This is a genomic window from Candidatus Thiothrix phosphatis, from assembly GCF_035668035.1.
GTDB lineage: Bacteria > Pseudomonadota > Gammaproteobacteria > Thiotrichales > Thiotrichaceae > Thiothrix > Thiothrix phosphatis.
This window is the reverse complement of the sequence record NZ_JAYMYJ010000039.1, coordinates 1-19199: the sequence shown is the minus strand read 5'-3', so window position 1 is coordinate 19199 and position 19199 is coordinate 1. Positions and strand designations below refer to the sequence as shown.

14 protein-coding genes are annotated in these 19199 nt (G+C 59.2%); 7 read left to right on the top strand and 7 right to left on the bottom strand.

Going from position 1 to position 19199, the window contains the following annotated elements:
* The first annotated feature begins 24 nt into the window (after positions 1-24).
* A complete protein-coding gene (gene elbB, locus VSS37_RS04520; RefSeq protein ID WP_324693506.1) occupies positions 25-678 on the top strand; it encodes an isoprenoid biosynthesis glyoxalase ElbB in 654 nt (217 codons plus the stop codon).
* 7 nt (positions 679-685) lie between these two features.
* Positions 686-1756, top strand: a complete 1071-nt coding sequence (gene corA, locus VSS37_RS04515; RefSeq protein ID WP_324693503.1) for a magnesium/cobalt transporter CorA — start codon at positions 686-688, stop codon at positions 1754-1756.
* A 77-nt stretch (positions 1757-1833) separates the two neighbouring features.
* On the opposite strand, the gene VSS37_RS04510 is transcribed toward corA, so the two are convergent.
* Positions 1834-2625: a transglutaminase-like domain-containing protein gene (locus tag VSS37_RS04510; protein ID WP_324693500.1), complete on the bottom strand. Its 792-nt coding sequence runs from the start codon at positions 2623-2625 to the stop codon at positions 1834-1836.
* A gap of 16 nt (positions 2626-2641) precedes the next feature.
* Positions 2642-11218, bottom strand: a complete 8577-nt coding sequence (locus VSS37_RS04505; RefSeq protein WP_324693499.1) for a GH36-type glycosyl hydrolase domain-containing protein — start codon at positions 11216-11218, stop codon at positions 2642-2644.
* A 172-nt stretch (positions 11219-11390) separates the two neighbouring features.
* Between VSS37_RS04505 and VSS37_RS04500 the strand changes: the two genes are divergently transcribed.
* Both VSS37_RS04500 and VSS37_RS04495 read left to right on the top strand, forming a co-directional pair.
* A complete protein-coding gene (locus tag VSS37_RS04500; RefSeq protein ID WP_324693498.1) occupies positions 11391-11759 on the top strand; it encodes a chemotaxis protein CheB in 369 nt (122 codons plus the stop codon).
* A 44-nt stretch (positions 11760-11803) separates the two neighbouring features.
* Positions 11804-12655 (top strand): ATP-binding response regulator, encoded by an 852-nt coding sequence (locus VSS37_RS04495; protein WP_324693496.1) that lies wholly within the window; start codon positions 11804-11806, stop codon positions 12653-12655.
* A 58-nt stretch (positions 12656-12713) separates the two neighbouring features.
* Here VSS37_RS04495 and VSS37_RS04490 read toward each other — a convergent pair whose 3' ends face one another.
* Entirely contained in the window at positions 12714-13130 is a 417-nt protein-coding gene (locus tag VSS37_RS04490; protein WP_324693494.1) for a lysozyme inhibitor LprI family protein, read from the bottom strand.
* Between the two features lie 27 nt (positions 13131-13157).
* Positions 13158-13514: a hypothetical protein gene (locus VSS37_RS04485; RefSeq protein ID WP_324693493.1), complete on the bottom strand. Its 357-nt coding sequence runs from the start codon at positions 13512-13514 to the stop codon at positions 13158-13160.
* Between the two features lie 187 nt (positions 13515-13701).
* Here VSS37_RS04485 and VSS37_RS04480 point away from each other — a divergent pair, with 187 nt between their 5' ends.
* Positions 13702-14778, top strand: coding sequence for a DesA family fatty acid desaturase (locus VSS37_RS04480; protein ID WP_324693492.1), 1077 nt, complete (start codon positions 13702-13704; stop codon positions 14776-14778).
* A 13-nt stretch (positions 14779-14791) separates the two neighbouring features.
* Positions 14792-15397, top strand: coding sequence for an NUDIX hydrolase (locus tag VSS37_RS04475; RefSeq protein ID WP_324693491.1), 606 nt, complete (start codon positions 14792-14794; stop codon positions 15395-15397).
* 221 nt (positions 15398-15618) lie between these two features.
* Here VSS37_RS04475 and gcvA read toward each other — a convergent pair whose 3' ends face one another.
* Complete coding sequence (gene gcvA, locus VSS37_RS04470; protein ID WP_324693489.1) at positions 15619-16590, bottom strand: transcriptional regulator GcvA; 972 nt, start codon at positions 16588-16590, stop codon at positions 15619-15621.
* Positions 16591-16658: 68 nt separating this feature from the next.
* Between gcvA and VSS37_RS04465 the strand changes: the two genes are divergently transcribed.
* Entirely contained in the window at positions 16659-17078 is a 420-nt protein-coding gene (locus tag VSS37_RS04465) for a secondary thiamine-phosphate synthase enzyme YjbQ (protein WP_324693487.1), read from the top strand.
* On the opposite strand, the gene VSS37_RS04460 is transcribed toward VSS37_RS04465, so the two are convergent.
* Together VSS37_RS04460 and VSS37_RS04455 are read right to left on the bottom strand one after the other, a co-directional pair.
* Complete coding sequence (locus VSS37_RS04460) at positions 17079-18449, bottom strand: radical SAM protein (protein WP_324693485.1); 1371 nt, start codon at positions 18447-18449, stop codon at positions 17079-17081.
* Positions 18442-19137, bottom strand: coding sequence for a prolipoprotein diacylglyceryl transferase family protein (locus VSS37_RS04455; RefSeq protein ID WP_324693504.1), 696 nt, complete (start codon positions 19135-19137; stop codon positions 18442-18444). The genes VSS37_RS04460 and VSS37_RS04455 overlap by 8 nt, the downstream gene beginning before the upstream one ends.
* Between the last annotated feature and the right edge of the window lie 62 nt (positions 19138-19199).

Here is a 19199-nt window from a genome sequence, read left to right as displayed (position 1 = left end):
ACCAATATCCAAGAGGGACACCCCATGACCAAAGTGGCAGTCATTTTATCGGGTTGCGGCGTTTACGACGGCGCAGAAATTTATGAAAGCGTGCTGACCCTGCTGGCGCTGGAGCAAGAAGGCTGCGAATACCAGGCATTCGCCCCCGACATCCCGCAAGCCCACGTCATCAACCACCTGACTGGCGAAGTCATGGACGAAAGCCGACAGGTGCTGGTGGAAGCCGCCCGCATCGTGCGTGGCAATATCCAGGATCTGGCAACCGCCAACCCGGATGATTTCGACGCGCTGATCCTTCCCGGCGGTTATGGTGCGGCCAAGAACCTGTGCGATTTCGCTTTCAAAGGTGCTGACTGCACCATCCAGCCCGAGGTGCTGCGCTTTTGCAAGGCCATGGCTGCGCAAGGCAAACCACTCGGTTTCATTTGCATTGCCCCGGCCATGATCCCACAGATTTTTGGCGAAGGGACCAAAGCTACCATCGGCACGGACGCGGAAACCGCCGCCCTCATCGAACAAATGGGTGGCACCCATGTGAGCTGCCCAGTCGATGAATTCGTCATCGACGAAGAACGCAAAGTGGTCAGCACCCCGGCCTACATGCTGGCGGGCAAAATCAGCGAAGCCGCCACTGGCATCAACAAGCTGGTGAAAACAGTCGTGCGGCTGAGCAAGTAAACCCCACATGGAAACCTTTGGTGCCCGCTACCACCCGCCGGGAACACCACCCGGCACCCTCACCCGCCACGGCGAAGGCGGCGCTACCCGCATCTGCCTGCTGGAATACAACCAGGAACATTTCAGCGAAACCCTGATCCCCACGCCGGAACAGTGCCGGGCCGCCGTGCAAAACGATTGGGTCGACTGGCTGGATGTCACCAACGTACATGACCCTGCCGCCATCTGCGCATTGGGTGAAACCTTCGGTATGCACCCGTTGGCAATGGAGGACATCCTCAACAGCGGCCAGCGCCCCAAAGTGGACTTCCACGAAAAACACGCCTTCCTGATCCTCAACCTGCCGTACCTGAGCGGGAAAGATATCAGGTTGGAACAGATCAGCCTGTTCGTTGGCGATGGCCACCTGCTCAGTTTTTGCAGCGGCGACGGCAAGGCTTTTGAACCGGTGCGCGAACGTCTGCGGCAAGGCTTCGGGCGGCTGCGCACCCGTGGCGTCGACTACCTGTTGTATGCGCTGGTGGATGTGATAATCGACTCCGCTTTCCCGCTGCTGGAAAACATCGGCGAACAGATTGAAGACCTCGAAGATCAGGTGCTGGAAAACCCGGACAAAACCATCCTCACCAGCCTGCACCAACTCAAACGCGATCTGCTGTTGCTGCGTCGGGCGCTATGGCCGCAACGCGAAGTCATCAGCCGCCTGATCCAGCACGATGCAGAACTGGTCAGCGAAATCATGCGCCCTTATTTCAGCGACTGTTACGACCATTCCGTGCAGGTGATCGACCTGATCGAAACCTACCGCGAAATGCTCAGCGGCATGCTCGACATTTACCTTTCCAGCCTCAGCAACCGCATGAACGACATCATGCGCGTGTTGACCGTGATTGCGACCATTTTCATTCCATTGACATTCGTTGCCGGCGTCTACGGCATGAATTTTACCGACTACCCTGAACATCCCTGGTCCATGCCGGAGCTGCATTGGTATTACGGCTACCCGCTGATATGGGGCGTCATGATCGCCATCGCGTTGGTTCTGCTGGCCATCTTCCGCTGGAAAAAATGGCTGTGACGGACTGCCTGCCGAGGTCAAACCCCGAGAGATCACAATAGTGAACCATCCTGCCCGCGCGAAAACATCAACAAAACCTACTCTTCCCTGAGCCGTTGTACGCAAACAGTCTGTGCAGTGGGATACACCGCAGGCCCAAACTGATTATAGACAGCGACATCTGCTGCATCCCGACCATAGCCAATAACCACATACCCACCTTTCAGCTCAGCTTGCGTAGCATCAAACGTATACCAGCGCCCGCCCACATACGCTTCAAACCAGGCGTGCAAATCCATCGGCTCCAGTCCGTAGAGATAGCCAACCACCATGCGCGCCGGAATGCTTAAGCTGCGGCACAACGCCATGCCAAGATGCGCCAGATCCCGACAGACGCCGGACTGCCTGATATTGACCTCCACTGCCGACAAAGGGATGTTGCTGCTGCCTGGGGCAAAGCGGATGTTGGCGCGCAACCATGCCACAATCGCCGCGGCCTGATCGTAACCTGCCTTCTGCCCTGCGGTAATATCGCTGGCCATCTGGCTGAAGCACTCTGACTCACAGTAACGGCTGGGCAACAGGTAGCTAAGTTCAGCATCAGGCAGATTCTGAACCTCGACAAACGGCGCTCCCGGTGCTTGGTCCACATAGTCTGTGGTCATCACTTCGGCCGAGGTGTATACGGTGAAAACCCCAGGCAGCGCAACCAGCCGCTGGCAGAGGTTGCCGTAGTTATCGGTGAATTCAAACACCGGCACGCTTGGCACGAGGCGGTATTCCTCGCGGGTAATCCATTGCTGCGCACCGCTGCGAGGCCGCAACATCAGCACAAACGGGGTTGGTGCGGGAATTTCAAACGCCAGATCACAGCTTGTGTATAACCTCATAGTGTTCATCTCTCCGTCACAGCGTTAATCGGTCATTCGCCTGCATTCGCATATGAAACACTTCAACCCGATGTTCCACCCGATCATCCACCAGCACAACCCTGCCATCCTGCTGCGCAACCCCATCCAGCATCACACCTGCGCCCTCACCCGTCGCCTGTGTGACAGTAATGTGGTAAACGGTTTCCCGATAACGATAGCGCATCCTGAAGCCAGTCCACTCCGGCGGCAAACAAGGCCCGAAGCGCAGGCTGTCGCCCTCGCGCCGCAGCCCCAGCAGCGATTCCGTGATCAGCCGATACATCCAGCCAGCCGAACCGGTGTACCAGCTCCAGCCGCCACGCCCGGTATGCGGCGCAACGCCATACACATCCGCCGCCGCCACATACGGCTCGACCTTGTAAGTGGCGATGCCCGCAGGCGATAACCCGTGGTTCACCGGGTTGATCATCTCCATCACATCCCAGGCGTGTTCGCTATCGCCCAGATGTGCAAACGCCATTGCCGCCCAGATCGCCGCATGGGTGTATTGCCCGCCATTTTCCCGCACGCCGGGCACATAACCCCGGATATAGCCGGGGTCCAGGCTTGAAGCATCAAACGGTGGGTCAAGCAATTGCACCAGTGCAGCATCACGGCGCACCAGCCGTTCACTTAAAGCCTGCATCGCCTGTGCGGTACGGGCGGGCGCACCCACCCCGGACAGCACCGACCAGCTTTGCGCAATCGAATCGATCCGGCATTCCTCGTTACGGGTTGAACCCAGCGGCGTGCCGTCATCAAAGTAGGCGCGGCGATACCATGCGCCATCCCAGCCATGGCGTTCCAGGTTCTGTTGCAACCGGACGCATTCAGCCTGACAACGCTCGGCAAATGGCGCATCGTTGCGGGCGTGCGCCAGCGCAGTAAACGCGTTCAACACCTCACAGAGGAAAAAGCCCAGCCACACGCTTTCACCCTTGCCGCCGATACCGACCAGATTCATGCCATCATTCCAGTCGCCTGAACCCATCAGTGGCAGGCCATGTTCGCCAAAACGCAGGCCGTGCAGGATAGCCTGTACACAATGCTGATACAGGCTGGCCGTTTCCCCGCCATGCCCCGGCAGGTCGTAGTAGGAATCCTCCCCCACATTCAGCGCACGGCCTGTCAAAAATCCCGCCCGCTCGTCCAGCACGCTCAGGTCGCCCGTAACCTTGATATAACGGCAGGTTGCCAGCGGCAGCCACAGGTAATCATCCGAACATTGGGTACGCACGCCCCGGTTGGTGGGCGGATGCCACCAGTGTTGCACATCACCCTCCGCAAACTGATGATTGGCGCACAGCAGCAGGTGTTCCCGCACTTTATGCGGCTCGGTATGCACCAGCGCCATCGCATCCTGCAACTGGTCACGGAACCCGTAAGCGCCACCCGACTGGTAATAACCGCTGCGTCCCCACATGCGGCAGGCCAGCGTCTGGTACAACAGCCAGCCATTGGCCAGCACATTGATGCTTTGATCAGGCGTTTCCACCTGTACCGTTCCCAGCGTATGCACCCAGTATTGCTGCGCCTGCGTCAGGGCATCACGCACTGCTGCCAGCCGCCGGAAACGCTGGATCAGCACATCAGCGTCGTTCCGGTCACGCCCCGCACCGAGGGTGAACACCATTTCCCGCGTTTGCCCCGCCGCCAGGGTAAAGTTCACCTGAAGCGCCGCGCACGGGTCGAGCGCCGCCCCGACCCTGCCCGACAGGTAAGCGTGGTGCAACGCCGCCGGGTTGCGCAGTGAGCCGTTACGCCCGATGAATTCAGTCCGGTCAGCCGTGATGGAACGGTTGTCGTCGTCCACATGGAAAAACGCTACCCGTTCAGCAAATTCCGGGCTGTAAGGATTATGTGCCAATACTGCGCCGCCCACCACGCATTCAGTGATCACATGCGGAGCCGATTTCGGGCGTAAATCGCCCAATACCCATTCCACATAGCCGGTGGCGGACAAATGCCGCTCACGCCCGGAAGCGTTATGGATTTTCAGGATGGCGCATTTGACGGCGGCATCCAGCGCCACAAACACAATGAGTTCCGAGTGAATGCCCTGTTCGTTATGCTCGAACACGCTGTAACCGAAACCGTGGCGGCTGATATACGCGCCTTCGCCCGGACACGGCAGCGGCGTGGGCGACCAGAAACGTCCGCTGTCTTCATCACGCAGGTACAGGGCTTCGCCGCCGCTATCGCTTACCGGGTCGTTATGCCACGGGGTCAGGCGGAACTCATGGGCATTCTCACGCCAGGTATACGCCTGCCCGCTTTCGGAAATTACCGTGCCAAAATCAGGGTTCGCCAATACATTCACCCACGGCGCGGGCGTCTTGTCACCGGCTGGTGGGGTAATCACATATTCGCGCCCATCAGCGGTAAACCCACCCAGGCCGTTGCACAGGATCAGGTCATCACGCGGCAATAACCCACTGTCTACCGCCGCAGATGGCGGGTTGTAACCAGGCAAAAAGCGCGAAACCCGCCTGACCAGAGGCGCACGGCGGTTGACCTGTTCCGCCAGCGTGCCGCGCTGGTCGCTGATGACGGCACGGGCGACGGATTGGAGCAGAATGCGGTCTTCGCTGGAAAGCTGGTCAACCTGACGGACAAAAATACCACCGGGGTGATCCAGCACATGCGCTTCCACACTCCAGGCAATCAGGCCGAGGATTTGTTCCTGAAGCTGCTGGCGATAACCGTCGCGGTCTTCGTTCCAGATCACCAGATCCGCCGCCAGACCTTTCAAGCGCCAATAGGCATGGGCCTTGACCAACTGGCGTACCAGTTCCAGGTTTTCCAGCTTGCTGATTTGCAGCAGCACAATCGGCAGGTCGCCGGAAATGGCGTGCGCCCACAGGCCGGATTGCCCGCGCTGGTTGCTGGTGATGACATCCGTATCCGCCCGCAACAGCGCATGGGAATAAACCACTGCATTGGCCAGCCGCCCGTAGAGTTGCGCTTCGCTTTCATTGGCGTTGAGTTGCCGTAATACGACCTGGCTGTGTGTCCAGGCCAGATCGAACACACGGTCAGACAACCGTCGGTCACGGTATTTTTCCACCAGTTCCAGACTGGACTCACGGGTGTCCGCCACGCCGATCACCATATCGAGAGTGACGGAGGCTTCCGGCTTCAGGGTAATCCGGTGGCGGATGGCGATGATGGGGTCAAGCACTGCGCCCACGCTGCCGGACAGATGTTCCGCCCCGGTCAGGGCGTGGGGCGCGGCCAGGGTATTGCCACGCCCGATGAACTGTGCCCGGTCGGTTTCATAGGAAATGCCGCTGGACTCACCTTCATGCACTGCCATCAAATGGAACAGCCACGGGCTATGTTCGTGGATGGCACGCGGGCGGCGGGTGCAGAGGATGGCCTGCAAGGGTTCAATAATTTCGGTTTGCACAAACAGCTTGCTGAAAGCCGGGTGCAGCGCGTCGGCAACCGCCGGAGCCAGCACCACTTCGGCGTAACTGGTGACATCCAGCGTGCGGCTGGCCGATCCGTTGTTGGTAATGCGGATGCGGCGCAGCTCAATATTGTCTTCCGGCGACACCACGATATCGACATGGGTTTCGAAACCATGGTCATGACGACGAAACTCGGCCCGGCCTTCCGAAAAAATGGCTTCGCACTGTTCCGCAGGCGTAAGGGTCGGCTGGTATGCGGTTGACCAGAACTCCCCGCTGGCCAGATCACGGATATAACAGAATGCGCCCCAATGGTCACGGGTGCTGTCTTCACGCCAGCGTGTCACGGCCAGATCCTGGTAACGGCTGTAACCGCCCCCGGCATGCGTCAGCATGACATGGTAAGCACCATTGGAGAGCAACTGCACTTCCGGCAAGGCCGTATCCGGATCATTTAGCACCCGCACCGGGATGGGGGGTTCACTGGAAGCCAGCAGGACTTCGACGACTTCGCTGGTCTGTGTATGGTAAGCCGCCGCCTTGGGGGTGCGTTCCTGAAGCAGCAGCAAGGCCGACTGCAACAGGGGGTTGGCGGCAAAACGTTGCTGCATCGGCCGATCCAGCAGTAACCAGGCCAGCGCCAACAGGCTCATGCCCTGATGGTGCGCCATGAAGGACTGGATCACCGTGCTGGTTTCCCCGCGACGCTGACGTGACGGGGTGTAATCAATCGCTTCATAGAAACCGAATTTGCCGACCATGCCTTCCGCCGCCAGCCGCTCAAGGTTCTGGCAGGCCGCCTCGGGTGCAACCATCAGCGCCAGCGCCGACGCATACGGGGCAATCACCAGATCCTCCGCCAGCCCGCGCTTCAGCCCCAGCCCCGGCACACCGAACGCGCGGTACTGGTAGTTGAGGTGCACATCGACGGTGTTATAACCGGATTCCGACGCGCCCCACGGCACACCGCGCTGTTTGCCATACGCAATCTGGCGTTGCACCACGCTGCGGCTGGTCTGGTCAAGCAAGGTGTTGGCATAGCCCGGCATCACCAGCAACGGCATCAGGTATTCAAACATGGAACCGCTCCATGACAGCAGGGTGGGCGCTCCATCGGTGGTCACCAGCAAGCGCCCCAGCGCGAACCAGCTTTCCTGTGGAACCTGTTCCTGCGCAATCGCCACGAAGTTGCACAAGCGGGCTTCCGAGGCCAGCAGGTCGTAATAACCCGTATCCCGCTGCCGCTCGCTCACGTTATAGCCGATGGCAAACAGACGGCGCGACTTGTCGTAGAGGAAATCATACTGCACACGCGCCATTTCGCCTGCCTGCCACGCCAGTTGCTCGATGGTTGCGATCCGTTTGAGGGCGTGTTCGCGGGCTGCGGGAAGCTGCGACAGCTCCCGCAAGGTCGGGATTCCGGCAAGATTACGCTCCACCTCCGCAGGCGCGAGGAACTGCAATTCTTCCAGCAGCGCCCGACATTGTTGGGCAAACGCGCTCCCCCATTCTTCGGTAGGCACTTGCCCGGCAAGCGCTATCAGCTCGTCAAGACAACCTTTTGCCTCCAGCAACGTAGCGGGCCGCGCTGTGTTAACTTTTTCCAGCGCAGTTTGCAACGCCGTCAGCTCAGGGGTTGCCCTGTCCTGAGTGGTTTCCAGCCACACACCGAAAGTATCCACCAACCCTTCCAGCCAGCGCCTCCCCAGAATCGGCTGATCCGCCAAGGCCAGCAAGCCCGGTTGCAGGGTCAGCAGATGCCCCGCCAGATTGCCGCTGTCCACCGTCGATACATACAACGGATTCAACGGGCGCAAGGTTTGCGTGTCATACCAGTTATAGAAATGCCCGTGGTAACGCTCCAGCCCCGCCATTGTATGCAAGGTATTCGCCGTGCGCTCCAGTAGCACACCGGCTGGCAGGTAGCCAAAATCGTAAGCAGACAAATTCGCCAGTAACGCCAGCCCCATATTGGTGGGCGAGGTGCGGTGTGCCACACCGATAGCCTGATAGACCTGATAATTATCCGGCGGCAACCCGTTTTCTTCCGCCCCGGCCAGCGTGTCGAAATAGCCCCAGGTGCGGCGGGCAGTTTTCCTGAGAAAGTCAGTCTGTGCAGTGCTCAGGCGTGCCTCACGGCGCACCAGTGGTTGGCTGATCCACCAGGTAATGGCGGGGGACAATCCCCACAGCAGCAGGATGGGAGCCGCCACCAGCAACGCATCTGCGCGGGCAAACAACAGATAGCCTGCGATCGTGACGGCCAGCGCCGGAGCAATCCACATCGTCCGGTAGGCTGCCCACAGACTGGCGTGACTGGTGCGGCTGGCTTCACTGGAAGGGTTCCATTCCAGCAACTGTTGCTGCGAAACCTGCATCCGCCACAGCGTGCGTGCCATTGCATCCAGGCTGAACCAGGCCTCATAAGGCAGGCACACCAGCATCAGCGCAGCCTGGGTAAAATGCCCGCCGAGCGTGCGGGTTTCCGCCAGCAGGTGTTGCCGCAGCAGCAGGTCAACCGGCTTGCGTGCCAGACTCAGCAGGGAGGTGCACAGGGAAGGAACCACCAGCAGGGCCAGCACGGCGGCTGTCCAGAATCCGGCGGACGGCAGCACCATCCAACCCAGTAACAACAGCAGGGTCAAAGACACTGCGATCAGGCTGCGGCGCAGGTTGTCGAAAATCTTCCAGCGCGACAAGGCCGACAGCGGGTTTCGCTGGCGTAACCCGTTCGCCCCCGGCACGTGCGGCAGCAACCAGCCCGCCAGTTGCCAGTCGCCGCGAATCCAGCGGTGCCGACGGCTGACATCCGCACTGTAGCGCAGCGGGTATTCCTCATACAGTTGCACATCGCTGAGCAACCCCGCCCGCGCGTAGCAGCCCTCCAGCAAGTCATGGCTCAGGATGCGGTTTTCAGGCAAGCGCCCGGCAAGCGCCTGCTCAAACGCATCCACGTCATAAATGCCTTTGCCGATGAAGGAACCTTCCTGGAACAAATCCTGATACACGTCGGAAACAGCGCGGGTATAGGGGTCGATGCCCGATTCCCCGCCATGCAGGCAGGCGTAACGCGACACGTCAGCACCCGACAGGCTCACGCTGACACGCGGTTGCAGGATGCCGTATCCGGCCGTCACGCGCTGTTTGGCGGCGTCATACACCGCATGGTTCAGCGGGTGCTCCATCACCCCCACCAACTGGCGGGCGGCGTCGCGTGGTAGCTGGGTATCGGTATCCAGCGTGATCACATATTTCACGTCCGCCAGCACTGCGGTTTCCCCCACAATCAGGGAAAAGGCATCATTCTCTTTGCCGCGCAGCAGTGCATTCAAAGCGGCCAGCTTGCCGCGCTTGCGTTCGTAGCCCATCCACACCTGCTCCTGCGCATTCCAACGGCGCGGACGCTGAAACAGGAAAAACGTGTTGCGCCCTGCCTTGGCGTATTGCTCGTTTAGATGCTCAATACCAGCCTGCAACAGCGCCAGCAGCGGCTGGTCGGTTGGCGTCGTTTCAGTCGACGCATCCAGAAAATCCGTCAACAGGCCGAAATGCAGGTGCTTGTCCCGGTTTGCCAGAAAGCGGACTTCCAGCGCCTCGACCAGCCCCTCAATGCTACGCGGACTGCTCAACATGGTCGGCACCACCACCAGGGTGCGTGCCTGTGGCGGAATACCCGCAGAAAAATCCATGCGCGGCAGAGTCTGTGGTGTGGCCAACAAGGTCGCCAGCCAGTTCACCAGCGCCATGGCGAGATGACTGCTGGCCACCAGCAATAGTATCCCCAGCGGTAGCAGCCCCCAACCTGGCATTCCCCCGGCATTCGCCTGCCACAACAAACCGCCGGTGAACAATAAGGTCAGCAAGGTAATAGCCCCCACAAAGAAGGTCAGCGGAAGCTGGGCAAACAGACTGTGCATGGCAGAGCCAACAGTGCGCCGGACTTCCGCCACCTGTTCCAGTTGCGGCAAGCCCTGATCAATCAGGTAAAAGCCGACATGCGCCGTGCGGTCATCAGCACCCTGACGAACAGCGCCGGTATGCGCCAACTGGATAGCCAGACTGGCTACCACGCCTTCAGAAAAGTAGGTGCGCTTGGCAATTTTTTCCACCACATGGCGATAATGGTCGCGGGTGGTAAAATCCATCCTGCCGTAAGCGCCGCCGATGTCCTCGCGCAGGGTCTGCTCAACCACACTCATGCCTTCGACAAAATCGCGCCAGTCCGTAGCACCGAGAACGCGCAGGCTGCCAATGCTGTTGCCGATGGAAACCTGATCCGCGGCCTGCTGCTGACTTTCTGTCTGCACCAGTTGTTCGATGCTCAGATGCGATTCGGCCAGCAACTGCTTGATCCAGGTCAGCGGCAAAGCCAGTGCTGTACTTTGACCTTGCAGGCGGCGGGCAAATTCGGCCACGAAGGGGGTTGTCATCGGCGGGTTGGAACGCGCCATGTCGGCAATAACCAGCACCAGGCTTTTCGGATCCTGTTCCACGCTGGCGATCATTTTCTGTGCCCAGGCGTCAGCCAGATCCTGATCCGCCCTGCCGGTCACAATCCGCGCGGCAATACGCCGCAGGTTTTCGATCAGGGCCAACCGCAACATAATGGGAATGGCCCATAATTCACCCAGCGTGAGCGGCGTCACGGTTTGGTAGGCAGTGACAAAACGGCTGAGGCTTTCCGGGTCTACGCGGCCATCTCCATGCGTAATGGTTGCCAGCGCAATGTCATACACGCGTGGCAGGCCAGCGGAAGGGCCTTCTTGTAAACGCGGCAGTTCGCGGCTGTAACCGGGCGGCAGGTGCCGTTTGGCAGTGCGTATTTGCTCATCAATCAGATAGAAATTATCCAGCAGCCATTCTCCGGCTGGCGTTAGGCGACGGCTGGCGCTGGCCGTCGCCATTAACACACGGGAAGAGGTAATCAGTAAGGTTTCATTATCCGCCAGCCGGTGCAGGAGCTGGTCGTGGGGGGATGTATGGGTCAGGGAGTGTGATGCAGCCAATACCTTGGCGTAACGTTCCATTTGGTCGGCGCTGAAAAGCTCTGCCCTTAGCGGCAGTTCTTCACTGGCGGCCACCCGCACGGCATCAGCACGGAACTGTTGCTTCCGTGAACTCCACAGCCGACCGAACAGGGTTTGGCGGCTCGCTGGCATAGTGGCGTATTCCTTGCTTAGTACGGGGAACGAAGCTGTGGGATTAAGTCCAGTTTTTCTTTCTCCTGCTGCGCCTGATTGACCCCGCAGCGGCAGACGGATCAGAGTTCGCGAGAAAGGCGTATGACGGGCAACAATAACCGGCTCGGCCAAGGCTGTACGGGATAGGATCTTGCCTGCTTACAGACGATGGGTTTCAAGGCAGCATCCTCCCATCGCATCTGAAAAGCAAATCACCAGCGCTGATGGAGGGGGATGGCAGCTATCGACAACCATCCCGCCAATAGCCATTCGGGCAAAAAAAGCCCTGCATGAAGCAACAACCAGCAAAAAGGAAAGCAACAACGCTGCCAAAGGCTTCCCAATCGTCGCCATCGGCGCTTCGGCAGGTGGGGTGGAAGTGCTGAAAAAGTTTTTCAATGCCATGCCCGCACAAAGCGGGATCGCCTTTGTCGTCATTGTCCATCTGGATCCTGCGCACATCAGCTATCTGCCCGAACTGCTGGGCCAGCAAACCACCATGCCGGTAACGCAGGTGTAGGACGCCGAGCCTGCCACCAGGGTTGCCTGCATCTTGCAGCCGCCGTGGCGCGCCCGCACATCCCGATGCCACATGCCTGCCAGCGCCATCGCCACTGGACTGGTGGACAAGGTAACGACCTCGGCAACCTCCTTTCCAGTACCAACGTAGCCACCCTGTTCCTGAACCTCGCGCTGCCCACAGAACCGGTGCGGGTCGAGGCCGACGCCGCCCGTATCACCCAAGTGGTCGATAACCTGCTGGACAATGCCATCAAATATACCCCGGAAGGCGGGAGCATTGAGGTCAGCGTAACGGCTGAAAACAGTCTGGCCGTATGTCGCGTTCGGGATAGCGGGGAAGGTATGGATCCGGCCATGCTGCCGCTGCTGTTTGACCTTTTCGCCCAGGCTGACCGCACCCTCGACCGCGCCAAAGGTGGGCTGGGCATCGGCCTGTCGCTGGTCAAACGTCTGGTTGAACTACACGGCGGACAAGTTGAAGCGTCCAGCGCCGGGGAACATAAAGGCAGTGAGTTTGTGGTGCGGCTTCCGCTACTGGTGGCCGATGCGGTTCCAAGCCAGGCTGGGGAGTCTGCCACAACCCCCTCCGCATCGGCGTCCCGTCGCATCCTGGTGGTGGATGACAATCCCGATGTGGCGCATTCCTTCGCCATGCTGCTGGAAATTATTGGCCATCAAGTGATGATCGCGCCTGATGGCCCCACGGCTCTGGGCATGGTGGAAACGTTCAGGCCGGAAATCATTTTCCTCGACATCGGCTTGCCCGGCATGGATGGCTATGAGGTGGCGAGGCGGCTGTCGAGGAGCTGCTGGCCGAAGAGTATCCGGAGGCCCGGCAACAGGAAGGCTAAGGGCGGCCACGGGACGACCTTATGGGCGTCAGCCTGCCAGTGACCTACCCCGCGAATACGGGTGAAGGCGTTGTTTGAAAGGCAAAACCCGCGACACCTGCCTACGGTTCGCCTTCCGTCAGCAGGTCAAGATAGGATTGCAACGCCACGGCGCGTTCCTTGACCACATCGGCCCGCTTGCCTGCCATCACGGCAATCCACATCGTGCCGTCCATTTGCGCATGAATGGCGTTGACCAAGTCAAACTCCTTGTCACGCTGGGCGACCCAGGCGCGCTGCGCCTGCTTGAGGGCGTCCTGACCAGCCGGTTTGAGTTTGCTTTGCAAAGCCTTGTAGACCCGATTGAGTTCCGTATCCCATTCCTGTTCGGCATGGGTATAGCACTCCAGCATACCGGCGGTGGACTGGTTGGTGTTGAGGCAGCTTTCAGTGTGCAGGTCAATGGTGTTCATGGCGTCTTTTGCCTGAGCGGACACGGCCAGCAGCAAAGCGGCGGCAGATAGTATGAAACGTCGCATGACGGATCCTCCTGATGGAACAGCGGCTTACATGTTAAGGACAAGCTTTGCATAAGAATAGATGCAACCCAGCAACGCCGCCAGCGGAATCCCGAACGCCCCCAGCGCCAACCATAACAGCAAACGCCGGAACGAAGCCTCCCCTGACCAATAACGGGTGAAGGTGTAAATCGCAATCAGCAGCAATTCGACCAGGGCCGTTCCCATGATCAGCACCAGCACCAGATCCACGGTTTCGTGATAACCGCTCAACACCAGCGAACCCACAATCGAAAAGCCATAGCCGATGAAACCGCCCGGAGCCAGCAACAACAACCAACTGACCCAGAACAATGACTGTTGCCAAATAGCGTATTGACGCGTTTCCATTTTGACCATGACCATACAGCAATCCACCTTTTCAAACTGATTCACCCAGTTTATATAGACCAGGAATCAAGCTTCTGCGCCGATGGCGGTTACCCGGGCGAATTTTCCTGACAGGCTATAAACCCAATGCAATTTTTTCTCGCCGCGATGATGGTTGTAGTAAAGTGTTACCCTCACAACAACAGAGGTAGAGGGTCTATTCATGGGTCTGCTGTCATATTTGCAGTGGTGGGAAGTTTTGCTCATCACATTGGGTCTCACGCACATCACCATTGCCGCCGTCACCATTTTCCTGCACCGGGCGCAGGCGCACCGGGCGCTGGATCTGGGAATTGTCCCGTCACACTTTTTCCGCTTCTGGCTCTGGCTGACCACCGGCATGGTCACGCGCGAATGGGTCGCCATCCACCGCAAGCACCACGCCAAATGTGAAACCGCAGACGACCCGCACAGCCCGCAGACCCGCGGCCTCAACACCGTGCTATGGCTGGGCGCATGGCTGTACCGCAACGAGGCCCGTAACCAGGAAACGCTGGAAAAATACGGCAAGGGCACCCCAAATGACTGGCTGGAGCGGCGTGTTTACGCCCGCGTTCCGTGGCTCGGCGTCACCACCATGCTCATCATCGACATCGTGTTGTTTGAAGCTGCTGGCCTGTTGGTATGGCTAACGCAAATGGTCTGGATTCCATTTTGGGCGGCGGGCGTGATCAATGGCCTCGGCCACTTCTGGGGCTACCGCAACTGGAACACCACCGACGCCTCCACCAATATTTCCCCCATCGGCATCCTCATCGGTGGCGAAGAGCTGCATAACAACCATCACGCCTTCGCGTCTTCCGCCCGCCTTTCCAGCCGCTGGTATGAGTTCGACATCGGCTGGTTCTACATCCGGGTGTTGGAAACGCTGGGTATGGCCAAGGTGCGCAAGGTCGCACCGCGCATCCGCATCAACCCGCACAAACTGACGGTGGATTTCGACACCGTGGCCGCCGTCCTCGGCAACCGTTTGCAGGTGCTGTCCAACTTCGCCCAACAAGTCATCAAACCAGTCACCAAGGCCGAATTGCGCCATCAGGCCGTGCTTGCGGAAAGCCAGGCGCTGCAAACCGTTTACCAGTTCCAACAACGTCTGCTCCAGTTGTGGGAACGCACCGCCGCCAGTCAGGAAGCACGGCTGGAAGCTGTCCAGGAATGGATCAATTCCGCCGAGAAAACCGGCGTGGCGGCACTGGAACAATTCGCCCACCGGCTGCGCGGGTATTCTGTCGCGGCCTGAGAGGGAAGCGGACATGAACGAACTGAACCAATTGACGGAAGCGGACATCGCCCAGCGCTTACAAACACAAAGCGCCCCCACCTACGACGTGCCGACAACAGCCATTCAGGGGCAGGTTTGCCGGGAAGCGGGCGTGCTGGTGCCGTTTGTGCGGATGGAAGACAGTTGGCACCTGCTGTTCATCCGCCGCCCCGTGTCGGATTCAGACCGGCACGGCGGGCAGGTCGCATTTGCAGGTGGAAAACGTGACCCGACGGACATTGACCTCGTCGCCACTGCCTTACGCGAAGCGCATGAAGAGATCGGCGTCAGGCCACGGGATGTGCGGGTGCTAGGGCAACTGACGCCGCATCACAGCATCAGCCGCTTCCGGATCGCGCCGGTGGTGGGGACGCTGCCCTGGCCGTATGCGCTGGTTCCCAGCCCGCAGGAAGTGGCGCGCGCATTCACCATTCCCCTGTCCTGGCTGGCGCAGCCGCAACACCATGAAATCCGTTACCGGCGGCTGGCCGATTTACCGGAACCCGTTCCCATCGTGTATTTTCAGGAATATGACAGTGAAGTGTTATGGGGGGCGACGGCGCGGATCACGCTGTCATTGCTGGCTTGTCTTCAGTAAAGGAAAAGAAGACGCTCACGGCAAAAGCACGAGGTTATTGAGAGGAGGAGGAGAAATACCCCTCATGCTTGCGCGCCGTGAGCGTTGCATGTGACCCTTACCGCTAGGAGGAGGAGAGATTAGGAGTTACCAGGGTCACTGTTATTTTTGCAATGTGTGCATGGTAAAAACGATACAGGTTGCGGACAAGCTACAATTTTTCAACCTATTGGTTAGCAAAGCTAACCTGATTCATTGGCGTGTTGCTGCGCTTCTTCCCGCAGCCATTCCACGAATGCGTCACTGGCCTGTTGCGCGCCACTTTCGCCAACCTTCTGTGGGCGGATAATGTAGTAGGCGTGCTCCAGCGGCATTGACAAGTCAAAAGGGATGCACAGCCTTCCAGCCTCAACATCCGACTGCGCCAGCGGTTTGAGGCAGAGCAGGACACCCTGCCCATCCACCGCCGCATCCAGCGCCAGGGAAACATGGTTGAAATGCAGCCCCCTGCTGGCGTTGACGCCGCTGACCCCGTGCAATTGCAGCCACTTCACCCAGGTCGGGTGCCCAACGTAATCCGTATCATCGTGCAACAAGGTATGGCAAGTCAGTTTCTCCGGAACCCGCAACGGATGAGGGTGCGCGTCACTGACGAGCGCCGGGCTGCACACCGGCACCGCCGACACCGTAAACAAGCGTTCGGCATTTTCCCCCGCGTGGCTGCCCGTCCCGAAACTGATCACCACATCCACCTGATTCTGCCGGAAAAAGCTGTCTATCAACCCGGCCCCCTGTTGCAGGTCGGCGGCCACCAGCATGGCATTGCTGTTGATCTGCATATCAATTTCAGGATGCCGCCGGGAAAAGCGTGGCAAGCGGGGAATCAACCACTTGGAGGCGAATGACGGCGCCGCACACACCGTAATGCTCTGCGTCGGCGCAGCGGCGCTGCGCATCAGCCGCACCGCTTCGGCCAGATTGTTGAAACCCTCACGCAGCTTGGGCAACGCCGCCTCAGCTTGTGGCGACAGCTCAATGGCGCGGTTTTTACGCTCAATCAGGGGAAAACCCAGATAATCCTCCAGAAACCTGATCTGGTGGCTGATGGCGGCGCGGGTCACATTGAGTTCCTCCGCCGCCTTGGTGAAGCTCAAGTAGCGGGCGACGGCCTCAAAGGCGCGCAGTGCGTTTAGCGGTGGTAATTGCTGCGACATGGTACGATGATGTCTGGTCTATTTTTCTGGACAATAAACTTCCCATCATACAGGGCATTCCCATTCAGATGAGTATTTACCAACAAAACTTGGCTATTTCGACGCATGGGCGCGGCTCCTACAACATTACCGCCAATGTCGATGAATTGATCCGGCAAAGCGGCATCAAAACCGGCTTGTGCCATGTTTTCATTCACCATACCAGCGCCTCCCTGCTCATTACCGAAAACGCCGACCCGGATGTGCACCACGATCTGGAAACCATCCTCAAGCGGCTGGCCCCTGACGGCGACCCGGCCTACCGGCATACGCTGGAAGGCGATGACGACATGTCGGCCCACGTCCGCTGCATGCTGACCAACACCGACGTGACCCTCCCGGTGACTCGTGGCCGCAGCGCTTTGGGCACATGGCAAGGCCTGTATCTATACGAACATCGCACCGGCCATTTCCAGCGCAAACTGACCGTCACCGTGTACGGGGAATAATCATTTCCCCCGCACTTTTTCGCGGTAAAACAGGTTCCAGGTGTCAAACGGATAAATCTTCCCATCCGGCTCGACGAAATGCGTGCAGGAACGCTTCACCGAACCGATGTCGAAATCGTATTTATCCATGAACGCCATAATGACAATGCGGAACACGTTTTCATAACCCAGCCCATCGCCCTGGATACGCGGCAGGCAGCACAGCAGGGTCTGCAAATTGTCGGTGGTCTGCTCGCTGCACGCATCCAATGAAAACAGCTTGAGGAACGCCTGCTTCAGGCCGGGGCTTTTTTCGAACGTAATGGTGTTGTCCACGCCCTTGAGCAGTTCTTCGCGCGGCAACAGACCCGTGACCGGGGTGATTTCCCCGCCCAGCTTGATGCCGTAGCCGATCGCAATGTTTTCCGGGTGGCACGGCAACGGAATCATGTCGGCGTCGCCGAACGGATTATCCGCCGCGATGATGCGGGAGCGGATTTCGCTCAAGGTGATGCGGTTGGCGGGCTTGTCGCCTTCGTTGCGCCCGGCGTCCTGCACCGGCTGGAAGGTAATGCCGCGCACACACCGCCACTGCCGGGCAAAGTTGATGATCTCGCCAATTTCATCATCATTCACGCCCTTGCGGACTACGCACACCAGCGTGGTGGAAATGTTGTGCTGCTCCAGTTTTTCCAGCGCCTGCCGCCGGATGTTGCGCATGTCTTGGCCTCGGATGTTTTGCAGCGCCTCCGCCTGCAACGAATCGAATTGCAGGTAGACCTCGAAACCCGGCTTGAGGCTGGCAAGCTCCTCCACCAGTTGCGGGTCGCGGGCAAGGCGGATGCCATTGGTGTTGAGCATCAGATGGCGGATCGGGCTGGCCTTGAGGCGGCGCAGGATCGCCATCAGTTGCGGATGCAAGGTCGGTTCGCCGCCGGACACCTGCACCAGGTCAGGCTGTTGCTCACTCGCCAGCAGGGTTTGCAGCATGGTTTCGATTTCCTCCAGGCTGCGCGGGTTGCCCATGCCGGGCGCGGAATTGGCGAAACACACCGGACAACGCATATTGCATTCGTCAATGATTTCAAACAGCGCCAGACAGGAATGCTGTTCATGGTCGGGGCACAGGCCGCAGTCGTGCGGGCAACCCTGGTTGATTTCGCTCTGGAACTGGCGCGGCATATCGCCCGGTTTCAGATAATCCTTGCAGCGCTTGAAATACTCGATGTCAGTGGAAACCAGCGTCTTCTGTACGCCGTGTTCCTGGCAGCGCTTCTGGTAGTAGACATTGCCGTGCTGGAACAGGATTTTGGCGGGCACGACCGCAAGGCATTCCTCGCACAACGATTGCGTCTGGCCGTAGAAAATGTAGGGGCGGGCCTTGTTAGCCATGATTGCGACTCCGGTTGAGCATCAACAGCGCATACGCCAGCAACGCCAGACTGAGCAAATGGAACAGGTTCAGCCCCATCAGCAACGGCGGATACGGCTTGAGGAACTCCCACAGGAAGCGTTGCCCTGCGTATGCCAGCACGAACACATAAAACCCCTGCCGCAACCAGAACTGCGGATGGCGCGGATAGTTGAGCAACAGCGCGGCGAGAAACGCCAGCATGGTCAGGCTTTCATACAGCTGGACTGGATGCCGCCTGACGCCATCGCCGAAATCCACCCCCCACGGCAGTCGGGTCGGCGTACCGTAGGTGAAATCCGGCAATCCGGCCAGAAAACACCCAACCCGCCCGACCACAATCAGCATGATCAGGCCGGGGACGAAATACAGCCCGGTGGATTGGCGGACACCTGCGAAATGCTTGAAAATTTCCGCCGCCACAATCGCGCCGAACACACCGCCCAGCATGCTCTTGGCGACGCCGTCATGCCCGGCCAAATGCAGGTTGAGCGTCCCGAACAAGGCGCTGCCCGCCACCAACCCCAGCAGCAAAGCCAGCAAGTAGTAATGGTGCTGGGTGGAATGGGTGATCCCGGCAGGCCGCTGCAACGCATACCGGCGGCGAAACCACAAGCTGACCAGCACGCCGCTGACCAACGCCAGCAGATCGAACACGAAGTGCAGCATCACAACAGGTTAATCCCCACCAGCGCACAGCCGCCAAACGCCGCCAGCGGCACGCCGAATAC

Coding starts and splice junctions, on each gene's coding strand:
- gcvA (WP_324693489.1), bottom strand. CDS start 16,590: ATGTCGCAGCAATTACCACCGCTAAACGCACTGCGCGCCTTTGAGGCC.
- VSS37_RS04475 (WP_324693491.1), top strand. CDS start 14,792: ATGAACGAACTGAACCAATTGACGGAAGCGGACATCGCCCAGCGCTTA.
- corA (WP_324693503.1), top strand. CDS start 686: ATGGAAACCTTTGGTGCCCGCTACCACCCGCCGGGAACACCACCCGGC.
- elbB (WP_324693506.1), top strand. CDS start 25: ATGACCAAAGTGGCAGTCATTTTATCGGGTTGCGGCGTTTACGACGGC.
- VSS37_RS04480 (WP_324693492.1), top strand. CDS start 13,702: ATGGGTCTGCTGTCATATTTGCAGTGGTGGGAAGTTTTGCTCATCACA.
- VSS37_RS04485 (WP_324693493.1), bottom strand. CDS start 13,514: ATGGTCATGGTCAAAATGGAAACGCGTCAATACGCTATTTGGCAACAG.
- VSS37_RS04465 (WP_324693487.1), top strand. CDS start 16,659: ATGAGTATTTACCAACAAAACTTGGCTATTTCGACGCATGGGCGCGGC.
- VSS37_RS04505 (WP_324693499.1), bottom strand. CDS start 11,218: ATGCCAGCGAGCCGCCAAACCCTGTTCGGTCGGCTGTGGAGTTCACGG.
- VSS37_RS04460 (WP_324693485.1), bottom strand. CDS start 18,449: ATGGCTAACAAGGCCCGCCCCTACATTTTCTACGGCCAGACGCAATCG.
- VSS37_RS04510 (WP_324693500.1), bottom strand. CDS start 2,625: ATGAGGTTATACACAAGCTGTGATCTGGCGTTTGAAATTCCCGCACCA.
- VSS37_RS04455 (WP_324693504.1), bottom strand. CDS start 19,137: ATGCTGCACTTCGTGTTCGATCTGCTGGCGTTGGTCAGCGGCGTGCTG.
- VSS37_RS04490 (WP_324693494.1), bottom strand. CDS start 13,130: ATGCGACGTTTCATACTATCTGCCGCCGCTTTGCTGCTGGCCGTGTCC.